The sequence below is a fragment of the Caproiciproducens lactatisolvens genome (assembly GCF_052443335.1).
In the GTDB taxonomy this organism is placed as follows: domain Bacteria; phylum Bacillota; class Clostridia; order Oscillospirales; family Acutalibacteraceae; genus Caproiciproducens.
Genome location: NZ_CP195750.1, coordinates 99,549 through 112,902, shown reverse-complemented (window position 1 = coordinate 112,902; position 13,354 = coordinate 99,549). Strand labels below are relative to the sequence as shown.

Sequence of the window (13,354 nt, the reverse complement as noted above, 5' to 3'; positions counted from 1 at the left end):
ATCAGGACGCGTTTTTATTCGGCTCCTCCAATCGGGCATCTGTCACCGCCTACTCCCTCCGCCGCGCCGGGCGCGGCACCTCCCTCACAGAGGGAGGCAAAGAGAGGCCCCCTCCTTGAGAGAGCTGGCAGGCACAGCCTGACTGATGGAATCGCTCCCTGCTTCCTTTAGAGCATCGCCGTAGGCGCCTGCCGACCGCATGGTCCCGCAGGCGCTTCCCGGCCGGCAGGTCTCCCGGCGGGTCCGGAACCGATTTTCCGAAAGCGCTCGTAGCGTTTCCGGATCAGCTCCTGTGGGTCAAGCTTTTTGTTTCTTGCAAACGTTTCCCACAGGCCCTGCTTAATCTCCTGATAAGTCCTGTGGAAATTCCTGCCGCTTTCCCCGACGACGCGCTCGATCACCTTCAGCTCCAGAAGGTCCTGCGCGGTGAGCTTCAGGCATTCGGACGCCTCTTTCACCCTGGAGGAATCCTTCCACAGGATGCTGGCGCACCCCTCGGGGGAAATGACGGAGTAGACGGCGTTTTCCAGCATCCAGACCTCGTCGGCAACGGCGAGCGCGAGCGCCCCGCCGCTTCCGCCCTCACCGATCAGCACGGAGACGACCGGGACCCTCAGCGTCATCATTTCCATCAGATTTTCGGCAATCGCCTGCCCCTGCCCGCGTTCCTCCGCGGCAATGCCGCAGAACGCGCCGGAGGTGTCCACAAAGCACACCACGGGGCGGCCGAATTTTTCCGCGAGCTTCATCTGGCGCAAAGCCTTGCGGTATCCCTCCGGATGGGCGGAACCGAAATTGCGGAAAACCTTTTCTTTGGTATCGTGCCCCCGCTCCAGGGCCACCACCGTCACCGGCATGGTGTTCAGCCGGGCGATGCCCGCCACGACGGCCCTGTCGTCGCCGAAACGGCGGTCGCCGTGCAGCTCGACAAAGTCCTCAAAGATATTGGCGATAAAATCCGTCCCCGTCGGCCTGCCCTTGGCCCGGGCGGCGGCCACCTTGTCATAAGCGCTCATCCGCATTCCCTCCCCGCGTGCAGGGAAAGGAGCCTGGCGATCTGCTTTCTCTGGTTCTTCCGTTCGACAATCGCGTCGACAAAGCCTTTTTCCAGCAGGAATTCCGCCCGCTGAAAGCCCGGGAGCAGCTTCTGGCGGATGGTCTGCTCAATCACGCGCGGCCCGGCAAAGCCGATCAGCGCGTTCGGCTCGGCAAGGATGATGTCGGCCTCCATGGCAAAGCTGGCGGTCACGCCGCCGGTGGTCGGGTCGGTCAGAACGGCGATGTACAGGTTCCCGGCGTCGCTGTGCAGCTTGACGGCCCCGCTGGTTTTCGCCATCTGCATCAGCGATAGGATCCCCTCCTGCATTCTGGCCCCGCCGGAAACGGTGCAGCCGACAACCGGCAGGGAATGTTCGCGGGCGTACTCGAAAATCCGCGTGATTTTTTCGCCTACCACCGTACCCATGCTGCCCATCATAAAGCGGGGCTCCATGACGAACAGCGCGCAGCCGTTTCCGCCGATCCGGGCGGTGCCGCAGACAACGGCCTCTTTTTCAGCGCTTTCCAGCCTGGCGTGCTTGATCTTTTCCGGGTAGCCGGGAAAATCGATCGGGTTTTTGGGAAGGATGCCGCCGTAAAGCTCCTCGAAGGTATTTTCATCCGTCAGCATACTGATGCGCTGGCGGGCGTTCATACGGAAATGATGCCCGCATTTCGGGCAGACATTGCTGTTTTCATTCAGAGCACCCGTAAAAAGCGTCTGTTTGCACGAGGGGCACAAAACGCACATTTCGCCCGGAACATCGGGCGAAACCGTCTTGAGATACCTGTTGTAATTTTCAAGCTCGTTTTTCGGCTTGCGAAAAAATTCTTTTTTCAGCACGGAACGTTCCCCCGTTTCTCGATCAAATCGGTATAATAGTCGCCGGCGACAAATTCGCTGTCGCTCAGGATATCCATCTGCTGCTCCGCGTTGTGCTCCACGCCCTCGATCACCAGCTCGCACAGGGCTGCCTGCATTTTGCGGATGGCCTCCTCGCGCGTTTTGGCGTGCACGATCAGCTTGCCGATCATGGAGTCGTAAAACGGCGGAACGGTACAGTCCTGATACAGGGCCGTGTCAAAACGGACCCACGGCCCGCCCGGAATATGCAGAAAGGAAATGGTGCCGCAGCTGGGACGGAACCCGTCGCGCGGATTTTCCGCGTTGATGCGGCACTCGATCGCGGTGCCTTCAATCCTGATATCCTCCTGTTGATAGGAAAGAGGCACGCCGGACGCAATCCGGATCTGCCACTTCACAAGGTCGATCCCGGTCACCATCTCCGTTACGGGATGTTCCACCTGAAGCCTCGTATTCATTTCCATAAAATAAAAGTTCCCGGTCTTATCCATCAAAAACTCGATGGTCCCGGCGTTGACGTATTTGACCGCCCGGGCCGCCTTTACCGCCGCCGCCATCATCTTCCGGCGCGTTTCGGCGCCGACGGCGGGGGAGGGGCTTTCCTCCAGCAGCTTCTGGCGTTTGCGCTGGACGGAGCATTCCCGCTCGCCCAGGCAGACGACGTTCCCGTAGCCGTCGCATAAAATCTGCATTTCAATATGCTTTACCGGGAACAGATATTTTTCCATGTAGACCGCGCCGTCGCCGAACGCGCTCTGCGCTTCCGCGGAAGCCGCGGCAAAGGCGTTTTTCAGCTCCCTGGCGCTGTTGACCGTGCGGATTCCCCGGCCGCCGCCGCCCGCGCGGGCCTTGACCAGAAGGGGATACCCGATTTTATCGGCTTCCCGCTGAATCAAAGCGGGGTCGTCAAGAAGATCGCAGCCCGGCACAACGGGGACCCCGGCCGCGCGCATCGTTTTGCGCGCGGCGTCCTTGTCGCCCATTTTGCGGATGAGGTCGGCGGTCGGCCCGATGAACGCGATGCCGCATTTTTCACAGAGCGACGCGAAGTCCGCGTTTTCGGACAGCAGCCCGTAACCGGGGTGGATAGCCTGCGCGCCCGTTACCACGGCGGCGGAGAGGATGGCGCTCATGTTCAGGTAGCTGTCCTTCGCCTGCGCGGGGCCGATACAGATGCTTTCGTCCGCAAGGCTGACGTGCAGGGAGTCCCTGTCCGCCTCCGAAAAAACCGCTACGCTCGAAATCCCCATCTCCTTACAGGCGCGGATGATGCGGACGGCGATTTCGCCGCGGTTGGCAATCAATATTTTAGAAAACAAGCTTCAGCCTTCCTTTCCTGTCAGCCGCCGACCAGCGCGAAGGAAAGCTCGCCGGAAACCGCCAGCTGCTCACCCACGTAGCCTTTGGCGCTTGCAAAGCAGAAAGGGCCTCTTTCCTTTGTCAGGCTGCACTCGACCGTGAGCGTATCCCCCGGCAGGACCGTGTGCTTGAAGCGCACCTTATCCAGCCCCGTATAGTACGGCGTACGGCCGTTGATTTTATCCCCGATCAGGATGCAGCATGCCTGCGCCATGATTTCGCACAGAATCACGCCGGGAACGACGGGGTTTCCGGGAAAATGCCCCTTTAAAAACCATTCGTCCCCCCTGACGGTATAACTTCCCTTCGCCGTTGCTTCCCCGGTTTTCTCCACCCGGTCAACCAGCAGCATGGGTTCCCGGTGGGGAATCATTTTCATGATTTCTTCTCTGTTCATAAAAACCTCCTACCTGATCCGGAACAGTACCTGCGCGTACTCCACGACCTGACCGCTGGCCGCGCAGATTTCGGTGATTTCCCCGTCGCACTCCGCGCTGATTTCGTTGAGCAGCTTCATGGCCTCAATGATACAGAGCGTGTCGCCCTTTTTCACGCGGCTGCCAACCTGTACGTACGGCTCCGAATCAGGGGAAGCGGAAGCGTAAAACACGCCGACGATCGGCGATTTCACTTCCGCTGTGCCGCATTCCTTTGCGGGGGCGGGCGCCGTCTCGGCCGCGATCTGCGGCGGAGCGGCTGTTGGAACGGGGAGAGCCCCGGCGCGGGCGGGCTTCCGCTCCAGCCGGAGGGAAGCCCCGTCCTGCGTGATATCGACCAAAGTCAGCCCGTTTTCGCGCATGGTCTCCGCGATTTCCTTGATTTGCTGAATATCCAAACCAAAACCAGTCCTTTCCACATTCAAGTCCTATTCGCCGCGGTATTTTCGCAGGGCGATACAGGCGTTGTGACCGCCGAAGCCCAGCGAAACGGAAAGCGCGGCGCTGACGTCCTTCTTCCTCGCGGTGTTCGGCACATAGTCAAGGTCGCAGTCCTCGTCCTTTTCGCGGTAGCCGACGGTCGGGGGGATCACCCCGTTTTTCAGGGCAAGCACGGAGGCGATCGCCTCGATCGCGCCCGCCGCGCCGAGCATGTGGCCGGTCATGGACTTGGTAGAGCTGATACAGACACGGTACGCCCTGTCGCCCAGCGCCTTTTTGATCGCAATGGTTTCGGATTTGTCGTTCAGGGGAGTCCCCGTACCGTGCGCGTTGATATAGATTTCCGTCTCTTCCTGCAGCCCGGCTTCCTCCATGGCAAGGGAAATCGCCCTTGCGCCGCCGACGGCCTCCGGGTGGGGAGCCGTAATATGGTGCGCGTCGCAGGTGTTGCCGTAGCCGCTGACTTCCGCGTAAATCTTCGCGCCGCGGGCCTTTGCGTGCCCGTATTCCTCCAGCACCAGAATTCCCGCGCCCTCGCCCATGACAAAGCCGTCGCGGCGCTTGTCGAACGGGATGGAGGATTCTTCGGGGATATTTTTGGTGGAGAGCGCCATGCAGTTGGTAAAGCCCGCGATCGCGAGCGGATTGACGGTCGCCTCCGCTCCGCCCGCAAGGATGACGTCCGCATACCCGAAACGGATGGAGCGGAACGCTTCGCCCACCGCGTTGGTGGAGGTCGCGCAGGCGGTCACGACCGGAAGGCTGGGGCCCTGCGCGTTGTATTTGATGGCGATATTGCCCGACGCCATGTTGGAAATCATCATCGGGACAAAGAGGGGGGAAACCTTCCTCGGCCCGCCCCCCAGCAGCTTATCGCACTCATTGATGAAGGTGCTCATGCCGCCGATTCCGGAACCGACGTAAACGCCGAACCGCTCGGGTTCGACCTTGCCGAGGATTTCGCTGTCCTCCACCGCCTGCGCGGCGGCGGCAATGGCATACTGTGCGAACAGGTCCGTTTTGCGGATTTCGCCCTTTTCCATATAGTCATGCGGGTCAAAGCCCTTGACCTCCGCCGCGATTTTCACCTTATAATCGGCAGTATCGAATTTCGTGATAAAATCGATTCCGCTCCGGCCTTCCACCAGACTGTCCCAGAACGCCTTCACGGTATTTCCAACGGGCGAAATCACGCCCATCCCGGTAACAACCACTCTTCTCATATTGAATCCTCTCTTACTGCGGCAAGCGCGCCGTCTTTACTCTGCCGGTACTCCTCTGAAAGAGTCTCGAACAGCTTTTTGACCGATACGATCTCTTTCACCTTGTAACCGTTCGCCCCGATAAACGCAAAGCCGTTTTCCATCCTGCCCCTGCCGGCGTTGATCAGCGCCATGGAGATACAGTAGGGGCTTTCCTTCTGCTTGCAGGTAATAATGCAGTGGAACGGGCAGCCGGCGGGGTGCTTCTCCCCCCGTGCGGCCTGCTGAAGGAACCCGTTCACAATGGCGCGGCCCGGCATGCCCACGGGGCTTTGAATAATGCCGATATCCTCCTTTTTACAGGCGACATAGGCGTTTTTAAAGGCGATGTCCGCGTCGCATTCCTCGGTGGCCACGAAGCGGGTCGCCATCTGCACCGCGGAAGCGCCCAGCTTGAAAAACCGCCGGATATCCGCGCCGCTGAAAATCCCGCCCGCGGCGATCACGGGGATTTTGCGCCCCGCCTGCTCCTCAAGCGGGCGGACCGCCTCAATAACCTGCGGCACCAGCTTTTCCAGCCGGTACTCGGGATCGTCGATCTGTTCCTTATGAAAGCCCAGATGCCCGCCGGCCATGGGCCCTTCGACGACAAACGCGTCGGGGGTGTAATTGTATTTTTCCTTCCACCATTTCGCGATCGTCCTGACCGCGCGGGCGGAAGAAATAATCGGCACCAGCTTGGTTTTACAGCCCTTTCCCACAAAGGAGGGCAGATTCAGCGGCAGGCCCGCGCCCGCGAAAATGACGTCGATGCCCTCTTCGACAGAGATTTTCACCATTTCGCCGAAGTCGCTCAGCGCAACCATCACGTTGACGCCCAGCACGCCTTTGGTCTTTGCGCGCGCCCGGCGGATTTCCTCCCGGAGCGCGGCAATGTTGTCCCGGGCGCTGGGGCCGGTCTGATGCATCATGCCGACGACCGCGGCGGAAAGCACGCCGATTCCGCCCTCGTTCGCCACGGCGGAGGCAAGCCCGGAAAGGGAGATCCCGACGCCCATTCCCCCCTGCACAACAGGGGTCTGAGCCACAAGGTCACCGATGACGAGTGGTTTCTGATCAAAATAAGCCATTGTATCCTCGATTCTCCGCATACAGCGCGGTTGACGTTATCACATGTAGAGGCCGCCGTCCATTTTAATGACCTCGCCGGTAAGATAGCCCGCCTCGTCCCCCGCCAGAAACGCCGCCAGCGCGGCAATGTCGCCGGGGGTGCCCATGCGCTTTAACGGAATGGCTTCTATAGCGGCTTCCCTGACCTTATCCGCCAGCGCGGCGGTCATATCGGTGTCGATAAAGCCGGGGGCAATCGCGTTGCAGGTCACGTTCCGTCCGGCAAGCTCCTTCGCCGTGGATTTGGTCAGACCGATCAGCCCGGCCTTCGCGGAAGAATAGTTGGCCTGGCCGGCGTTTCCCGTCACGCCGGAAACGGAGGTGATATTGATGATCCTTCCGCTTCTTTTTTTCATGAAGTGGCGGTAGGTATGCTTGATCATATGGAACGCGCCCTTGAGGTTCGTATCGATCACGGTGTCAAAGTCCTCTTCCTTCATCGAGAGAATCAGCCCGTCCCGCACGACGCCCGCATTGTTGACCAGAATATCGATTCCGCCGAAGTCGGCAAGAATCGCGTCGACCGTTTCTTTGGTCTGCCGGTCGTCCGCAACGTCGCACCGGTAGGCTTTTGCCTTTGCGCCGGACTGCCCGATCAGAGAACAGGTCTCCTGTGCCGCCGCCTCGTTTCCGGCGTAAAGGATGGCGATGTCCGCGCCTTCCTGCGCCAGCTTCAGCGCGATGGCTTTGCCGATTCCTCTGGAGCCGCCGGTTACGACGGCCGTTTTCCCTTTCAGCATGGGTTCCTCCTTAATTCTTCCGCAGCGGCCCGCGCGTCCGCAAAGTTTTCCACATTGAGGATACGCACCTGTGAAGAAATTTTTTTGATCAGGCCGCACAGGGTTTTCCCGGGGCCGGTTTCCACAAAGGTATCGATTCCGTCCGCGATCATGTTTTCCACGGACTTCTGCCAGTAAACGGGGTGGTTGATCTGCTCCGACAGCGTGACTTTCCCGTTTTCCCCGTAAGGCTTCGCGTCCACGTTGGAGTAAACCGGCAGGGAAGGAGCTTTCATCCCCACCGTTTCCAGCTCCAGGAGCAGCTTTTTTGCCGCTTCGTCCATAAACGGGGAGTGGAACCCGCCGCTGACCGCCAGAGGGACGGCCCTGCCGCCCGCTTTCTGCACGTCCCGGCAGAAAGCGTCCATCGCGCTTTTGGAAACCGCGGCGACGGTCTGCCCCTTGCAGTTGTAATTGACCGGATAAGCGTTTTCATATCTGCCGCAAAGCTCCCTTACGGTTTCCACCGGGAGCTTCAGCACCGCGGCCATGCCGCTCGGGTGTTTTTCCGCGGCGGCCTGCATCAACGCCGCCCGCCGGCACACCAGCCGGATTCCCTCGTCCGGGCCGAACGCTCCGGCAAAGGTCAGCGCCGCGACCTCGCCCAGCGAAAAGCCCGCGACCGCGTCGGGGGTAATTCCCTCGGCCTTCAGGCACTGTGCCGCCGCCAGGTCCACGCAGAACACGCAGGGCTGCGTGTTGATGGTCCGGTTCAGCTCCTCCTGCGTACCGCCGAAGCACTGCGCACAGGTCCCGGGCCGCAGCGCGTCGGCACGGTCAAACACCTCTTTCGCGGCGGGGCTGTTTTCACAAAGATCCTTGCCCATACCGCTGTACTGGGCGCCCTGCCCGGAAAAAACAAACGCTATTTTACCCATTTTCCGGCACCACCCAACACAGTTTCCGCTTCCCCGAACATTTCCCGGATGATCTCCGCCGCGGGCTGCTCTTTATCGACAATGGCCGCGATCTGGCCCGCCATAAAGCATCCGTTTTTCTCGTCGCCCTCCACGGCGGCGCGGCGCAGCGCGCCGGAACCGAACGCCTCCAGATCCTTTACGGAAACATCGGCGTCGTATTCTTTTTTGGCGAATTCACGGGTAAAGGCGGTTTTCAGCGCCCGCACCGGATGCCCGGTACGCTTGCCGGTCGTCAGGGTATCGATATCCTTCGCGTGAAGGATTTTATTCTTATAATTCTGATGCACGCCGCATTCGTTTGCCACCAAAAACCGGGTTCCTACCTGCACGCCGGCCGCGCCGAGCAAAAACGCCGCCGCGATTCCCCGGCCGTCCGCAATGCCGCCCGCCGCAACGACGGGGATATCCACCGCGTCGCACACCTGCGGCACCAGCGTCATAGTGGTCAGCTCGCCGATGTGGCCGCCCGATTCGCAGCCCTCCGCGATGACGGCGACCGCGCCGCACCGGGCGACGCGCTTCGCGATGCCGGTGGAGGCCACCACGGGCAGCACCTTGACGCCCGCTTCCAGCCACGCGGCCATATACTGCGAAGGGTTTCCCGCGCCGGTCGTTACCACCGGCACCCCCTCGTCGATGACGAGCCGGGCGACCTCCTGTGCGTAAGGGCTCATCAGCATGATATTGACGCCGAACGGTTTGTCCGTCAGCGTTTTCGCCCTGCGGATTTCGCCCTTCACCCATTCCGCGTTCGCGTTCATGGCGGAAATCAGGCCCAGCCCGCCGCCGTTGGAAACCGCGGCGGCAAGGGAAGCGTCCGCGATCCAGGCCATTCCTCCCTGTAGAATGGGATATTCGATCCCGAGCAGCTCACACAATGGTGTCTTGATCATCTGCAGTCCTCACCTTCTTTTTGACCGGAACCGTCCTTTCGCCCCCAGCGGAGGATGCAGGCCCCGGTGGTCATGCCGCCGCCAAAGGCGGTCAGCGCCAGGATATTTCCGGCGTGCAGCTCCCCCGCCCGGTGGAGCTCATCCAGCAGGATGGGGATGCTCGCCGAGGAGGTGTTGCCGAACCGTTCAATATTGTGCCGGTATTTTTCCGGCGCAATGGAAAGCTTTCCGATCGCCGCGTCGATAATCCGCAGGTTTGCCTGATGGGGCAGGACAAAATCCACGTCCGCTTCCGTCAGCCCCGCTTCGCGGATGACCTGTACAAGGTCACCGCACATGGCGGCCACGGCGAATTTATAGACATCCTTGCCGTTCATTTTCAGGTACGGGTCCACCTGTTTCACCTGAGAATACGGGCAGTTGCCCCGCGTATTTTCCGCGTAGAGCGGGGCGGTGTCGCCCTTCGCCCCGATTTTGATGGAAAGCAGGCTGTTCCCCGGCGCCAGCACCGCCGCGCCGGCCCCGTCGCCGAAAAGCACGCAGGTGGAGCGGTCCTTCCAGTCCAGCAGCCTGGACATGGCCTCCGCCGACACAATCAGGATTCTTTTTGCCCTGTTTGCCGAAAAATAAGAAAAAGCGACATCCAGCGCGTAGACAAAGCCGGTACAGGCCGCGTTCAGGTCGAACGCCGGACAGACCGCACCCAGCCTTTGCTGGATTTCGCATGCAAGAGACGGCGTAATATGATCGCCCCGCGCGGTGGAGCAGATGATCAGATCCAGCTCCTCCGGCGCCGTGGAAGCGTCCTTCAGTGCGCGCGCCGCCGCTTCGGCGGCATAGTCGCACAGGGTTTCCGAAGTGGAAATGTGCCTGCTTTTGATCCCTGTGCGCGTGGAGATCCATTCATCCGAAGTATCCATCAGGAGCGACAGTTCCCCGTTGGTCTTTGTGCACGCCGGAAACGCGCTTCCCGTACCGATGATCGTAAAGCTCATTCTTTCCTCCGTGTTCCGCGTCAGGAATCCCCCTGCGCAATATAGGATACGCCCACGCAGCCCGGCCCGCCGTGAGTGCCGACGACCGACCCGAGGGCGATGGTCTCGCTGTCCGAAATGTCCGCGACGGACCCCGCCGCGTCCTTCAGAAGATTCAGAAACTGCGGGGAATCGGTGTCGCCGAAAAAGACGCGGTGAGCGGGGTCCGGTTTTTCCTTCTCCATCATCTCCGCAATGCGCAGGGCGGCCGCCTTGTGCCCCTTCTTTTTGTCAAACGCCTTGATTTCGCCGTTTTCGATCGAGACGATCGGCTTGATGTGGAGCATGGAACCGATAAAAGCGGAGGAGGCCGACAGCCTGCCGCCCATTTTCAGATATTTCAGCGTATCGATAATGGCGTAAAACCTCTGCCTCTTTTTCAGCTCTTCCACCGCGGAGCAGATTTCCGCCGCGGTTTTTCCGGCGTCCCTCAGCCTGAGCATCTCATAAACCAGAAGCGCCAGCCCGAAGCTGACGGTCAGCGAATCGATCAGATGGATATTTTCCGCTCCCAGCGCCTGTTTGGCGATCACCGCGGACTGATAGGTCCCGCTGAGCTTGCCGGAAATGAAAATACCGATGACCTCGTCGCCGCTATTCCTGTATTTTTCAAATAATTTTTCAAACCGTTCGGGGTTGACCTGCGCCGTGGTGGGAAGCTCCGCGCTGTCGTGAAGCATCTGAAAAAACTGCGGTTTGGTAAGGTCAACACCGTCCACATATTCCCTGTCGCCGAAATGCACGCTCAGGGAAACGATTTCGATCCCGAGCTCGGCCTGACGGTCAAGGGCAATATCCGACGTGCTGTCCGTTATAATTTTAATAGCCATAGAAGTCCTCCACTATTTTTTGTTGCTTTCAAAAAAGTTTTTCACCGCGGCCAGCCCCTTTACAAACATGGCCAGTTCGTCCTCCGTCATGGCGGACATGATCGCGGAAACCATTTTGTGGTGAAAGGAGGAATGAACCTCATTTACGCTTTTTCCCTTTTCGGTCGGGAGGATACGGACGACCCTTTTGTCGCGCTGGTCCTGCTGCCGCTGGACAAAGCCCTTTTTCACCAGCGTGTTGATGGTCGTCGTCAGCGTACCCGCGGTGATTCCCTGGGAGCACGCGATATCCGAAGCCGTGTTTTTGCCCGCCTGCGTGCCGTCGCACACCGCTTCGATCACATGCATTTCCCGCATGGAAAGGTTGTGGGATTCCTTGGTTTTCAGGCTTGCTTCTTCCGTTCTCAGGACCTCGTTAAATACTTTTACAAGGAAATTATTGATCTGGGAGTATTCGTTATTCAATGCAGTTCCCTCCTTTCGTCATTTATTTTGAAGTTCAAAATATTTGTTAATTATATCAAAAAAGAATCGTTTTGTCAAGAAAGTTTTGAAGTTCAAAATAAATATTGGAATTTTTTTACAAATATTATCTTGTGTTCCGGGCATGATAATATACAATTCACCGAAAAAAGAAAAGGAAGCCCGCAGGGGCTTCGCCGGAAAAAGACCGTTTCAAACACCTGTGCATTATGCTATAATAGCAGCGTGAATTGAAATCCATTCCCTTTAGAATGTGGCAGCGGAGGCTTCTTATGAATGTTTTTGATATTATCGGGCCGGTGATGATCGGCCCGTCAAGCTCCCACACGGCGGGCGCCGTAAGAATCGGACGGATCGCCGGCGCGCTGCTGGACGGCAAACCCGTGAGCGCGCACATTCTGCTGCACGGCTCCTTTGCGAAAACATACCGCGGGCACGGAACGGACAAGGCCCTTGTCGCCGGAATCATGGGCATGTCCCCGAGCGACCCCCGCATCCGCGACAGCCTTGCGCTCGCGAAGGAACGGAACCTTTCCGTCGTCTTTGAAAAGGGCGAAATCGAGGGGGCTCACCCCAACACGGCGGTGATTACCCTGACGGACGGGCAGGGGCATACCGCGACCCTGCAGGGCGCTTCCGTGGGCGGCGGAAACATCGTCATCAGCGAAATCAACGGGATGAAGGTGGACGTCACCGGGCAGCAGACCACGCTTCTGATCCTGCACCGGGACGTCCCCGGGGTGATCGCGCACGTGACGAACTACATCGCCTCGCAGGGGGTCAACATCGGCAACTTCAAGCTGACCCGCGGGCACAAGGGCGAAACGGCGCTGATGACCATCGAGGTCGACGGCGAATTCAGCCGGGAAAGCAACGCCGGGATCGAAAAGCTGCCGGACGTCCTCCGCTCGACCATGCTGCGGCCGGACTGACGCGGCTAAAGAACCAAGAATCGGAAAGGCCTGGTGGAAGATGGGAATTTATTATTCGGTGGAAGACCTTGTGGGCGCGGCCGCAAGGGAAAATAAAAAAATATCGGAGATCGTTCTGGAGGACCAGGCGCGCGAGCTGGAAAAACCGGAGCCGGAACTGTACCGGACGATGCTGGAAAGCTTCCGGGTGATGCAGCAGTCCGTCGAGGACGGCATTGACCCGGACATGCGCTCGGTGAGCGGACTTTCGGGCGGCGGCGCGTACAAAATGAAGCAGGCGGTGGACAAGGGCCGCACCCTTTGCGGCAAAGTGTTCGGCACCGCGCTGGTGCGCGCGCTCGCGGTCTCGGAAAGCAACGCCTGCATGGGCAAGATCGTCGCCGCGCCGACCGCCGGCTCCTGCGGGATCATCCCAGCGGCGCTGCTGACGGTGATGGAGGACCGGGAGCTTCCGGAGCGCGACGTGGTGATGGCGCTGTTCACCGCCTCCGCGTTCGGCATGGTGATCGCCAACAACGCGAGCATTTCCGGCGCGCAGGGCGGCTGCCAAGCGGAATGCGGCGCGGCCTCCGCCATGGCAGCGGCGGCGCTGACGGAGCTGGCGGGCGGGACCCCGCAGATGGCGGGGCACGCCTGCGCCATCGCGATGAAAAATATTCTGGGCCTTGTGTGCGACCCGGTGGCGGGGCTGGTGGAAATCCCGTGCATCAAGCGCAACGCCATGGGCGTGGCCAACGCGTTTGTGGGCGCGGAGCTGGCGCTGGCCGGAATCCAGAGCGCGATTCCCGCCGACGAGGTGATCGTCGCGATGAAGCGGATCGGCGACGCGATGCCCCGCAGCCTGAAGGAGACCTCCGAAGGCGGGCTTGCCGCCACACCGACCGGAAAACGCCTGAAAAAAGAGATTTTCGGGGATAGCTAAAAAAGCTGCCGGGGAAAAATCCTCCGGCAGCTTTTTTGTATCGGAACCG

The 13,354-nt window shown here is 59.8% G+C and carries 15 protein-coding genes; 2 read left to right on the top strand and 13 right to left on the bottom strand.

All coding sequences use genetic code 11. The features are described from left to right. Positions 1-167: 167 nt before the first annotated feature. From ACRQV7_RS00535 to ACRQV7_RS00475, 13 genes are read right to left on the bottom strand one after another with little or no spacing between them, the layout of a single operon-like run. A complete protein-coding gene (locus ACRQV7_RS00535; protein ID WP_444659048.1) occupies positions 168-1,016 on the bottom strand; it encodes an acetyl-CoA carboxylase carboxyltransferase subunit alpha in 849 nt (282 codons plus the stop codon). Further along, positions 1,013-1,882 (bottom strand): acetyl-CoA carboxylase, carboxyltransferase subunit beta, encoded by an 870-nt coding sequence (gene accD / locus ACRQV7_RS00530; protein ID WP_444659047.1) that lies wholly within the window; start codon positions 1,880-1,882, stop codon positions 1,013-1,015. The genes ACRQV7_RS00535 and accD overlap by 4 nt, the downstream gene beginning before the upstream one ends. After that, positions 1,876-3,222 (bottom strand): acetyl-CoA carboxylase biotin carboxylase subunit, encoded by a 1,347-nt coding sequence (gene accC, locus ACRQV7_RS00525; RefSeq protein WP_444659046.1) that lies wholly within the window; start codon positions 3,220-3,222, stop codon positions 1,876-1,878. The genes accD and accC overlap by 7 nt, the downstream gene beginning before the upstream one ends. A gap of 20 nt (positions 3,223-3,242) precedes the next feature. After that, complete coding sequence (fabZ, locus tag ACRQV7_RS00520; RefSeq protein WP_444659045.1) at positions 3,243-3,659, bottom strand: 3-hydroxyacyl-ACP dehydratase FabZ; 417 nt, start codon at positions 3,657-3,659, stop codon at positions 3,243-3,245. Positions 3,660-3,668: 9 nt separating this feature from the next. Then, positions 3,669-4,097 (bottom strand): acetyl-CoA carboxylase biotin carboxyl carrier protein, encoded by a 429-nt coding sequence (accB, locus tag ACRQV7_RS00515; RefSeq protein WP_444659044.1) that lies wholly within the window; start codon positions 4,095-4,097, stop codon positions 3,669-3,671. 30 nt (positions 4,098-4,127) lie between these two features. After that, positions 4,128-5,363, bottom strand: coding sequence for a beta-ketoacyl-ACP synthase II (gene fabF, locus ACRQV7_RS00510; RefSeq protein ID WP_444659043.1), 1,236 nt, complete (start codon positions 5,361-5,363; stop codon positions 4,128-4,130). Next, entirely contained in the window at positions 5,360-6,472 is a 1,113-nt protein-coding gene (locus tag ACRQV7_RS00505; RefSeq protein ID WP_444659042.1) for an NAD(P)H-dependent flavin oxidoreductase, read from the bottom strand. Before ACRQV7_RS00505 ends, fabF begins: the two co-directional genes overlap by 4 nt. Positions 6,473-6,511: 39 nt before the next feature. Further along, entirely contained in the window at positions 6,512-7,252 is a 741-nt protein-coding gene (gene fabG, locus ACRQV7_RS00500) for a 3-oxoacyl-[acyl-carrier-protein] reductase (RefSeq protein ID WP_444659041.1), read from the bottom strand. Beyond that, on the bottom strand, positions 7,246-8,169 hold the full coding sequence (locus ACRQV7_RS00495; RefSeq protein ID WP_444659040.1) for an ACP S-malonyltransferase: 924 nt from the start codon (positions 8,167-8,169) through the stop codon (positions 7,246-7,248). Before ACRQV7_RS00495 ends, fabG begins: the two co-directional genes overlap by 7 nt. Continuing rightward, positions 8,157-9,104 (bottom strand): enoyl-[acyl-carrier-protein] reductase FabK, encoded by a 948-nt coding sequence (gene fabK / locus ACRQV7_RS00490; protein WP_275714961.1) that lies wholly within the window; start codon positions 9,102-9,104, stop codon positions 8,157-8,159. The genes ACRQV7_RS00495 and fabK overlap by 13 nt, the downstream gene beginning before the upstream one ends. Next, complete coding sequence (locus tag ACRQV7_RS00485) at positions 9,101-10,099, bottom strand: beta-ketoacyl-ACP synthase III (RefSeq protein WP_275714963.1); 999 nt, start codon at positions 10,097-10,099, stop codon at positions 9,101-9,103. Before ACRQV7_RS00485 ends, fabK begins: the two co-directional genes overlap by 4 nt. Positions 10,100-10,119: 20 nt before the next feature. Next, positions 10,120-10,968, bottom strand: a complete 849-nt coding sequence (locus tag ACRQV7_RS00480; RefSeq protein ID WP_444659039.1) for a DegV family protein — start codon at positions 10,966-10,968, stop codon at positions 10,120-10,122. A gap of 12 nt (positions 10,969-10,980) precedes the next feature. Continuing rightward, positions 10,981-11,433, bottom strand: a complete 453-nt coding sequence (locus tag ACRQV7_RS00475; RefSeq protein WP_038322305.1) for a MarR family transcriptional regulator — start codon at positions 11,431-11,433, stop codon at positions 10,981-10,983. Positions 11,434-11,723: 290 nt separating this feature from the next. On the opposite strand from ACRQV7_RS00475, the gene sdaAB reads away from it, so the two are divergent. After that, positions 11,724-12,383 (top strand): L-serine ammonia-lyase, iron-sulfur-dependent subunit beta, encoded by a 660-nt coding sequence (sdaAB, locus tag ACRQV7_RS00470; RefSeq protein WP_275714969.1) that lies wholly within the window; start codon positions 11,724-11,726, stop codon positions 12,381-12,383. A 40-nt stretch (positions 12,384-12,423) separates the two neighbouring features. Next, positions 12,424-13,305 (top strand): L-serine ammonia-lyase, iron-sulfur-dependent, subunit alpha, encoded by an 882-nt coding sequence (gene sdaAA / locus ACRQV7_RS00465; protein WP_275714971.1) that lies wholly within the window; start codon positions 12,424-12,426, stop codon positions 13,303-13,305. Positions 13,306-13,354 lie beyond the last annotated feature (49 nt).

Coding starts and splice junctions, on each gene's coding strand:
- ACRQV7_RS00535 (WP_444659048.1), bottom strand. CDS start 1,016: ATGAGCGCTTATGACAAGGTGGCCGCCGCCCGGGCCAAGGGCAGGCCG.
- ACRQV7_RS00480 (WP_444659039.1), bottom strand. CDS start 10,968: ATGGCTATTAAAATTATAACGGACAGCACGTCGGATATTGCCCTTGAC.
- ACRQV7_RS00505 (WP_444659042.1), bottom strand. CDS start 6,472: ATGGCTTATTTTGATCAGAAACCACTCGTCATCGGTGACCTTGTGGCT.
- ACRQV7_RS00485 (WP_275714963.1), bottom strand. CDS start 10,099: ATGAGCTTTACGATCATCGGTACGGGAAGCGCGTTTCCGGCGTGCACA.
- fabF (WP_444659043.1), bottom strand. CDS start 5,363: ATGAGAAGAGTGGTTGTTACCGGGATGGGCGTGATTTCGCCCGTTGGA.
- sdaAB (WP_275714969.1), top strand. CDS start 11,724: ATGAATGTTTTTGATATTATCGGGCCGGTGATGATCGGCCCGTCAAGC.
- fabG (WP_444659041.1), bottom strand. CDS start 7,252: ATGCTGAAAGGGAAAACGGCCGTCGTAACCGGCGGCTCCAGAGGAATC.
- sdaAA (WP_275714971.1), top strand. CDS start 12,424: ATGGGAATTTATTATTCGGTGGAAGACCTTGTGGGCGCGGCCGCAAGG.
- fabZ (WP_444659045.1), bottom strand. CDS start 3,659: ATGAACAGAGAAGAAATCATGAAAATGATTCCCCACCGGGAACCCATG.
- fabK (WP_275714961.1), bottom strand. CDS start 9,104: ATGATCAAGACACCATTGTGTGAGCTGCTCGGGATCGAATATCCCATT.
- ACRQV7_RS00495 (WP_444659040.1), bottom strand. CDS start 8,169: ATGGGTAAAATAGCGTTTGTTTTTTCCGGGCAGGGCGCCCAGTACAGC.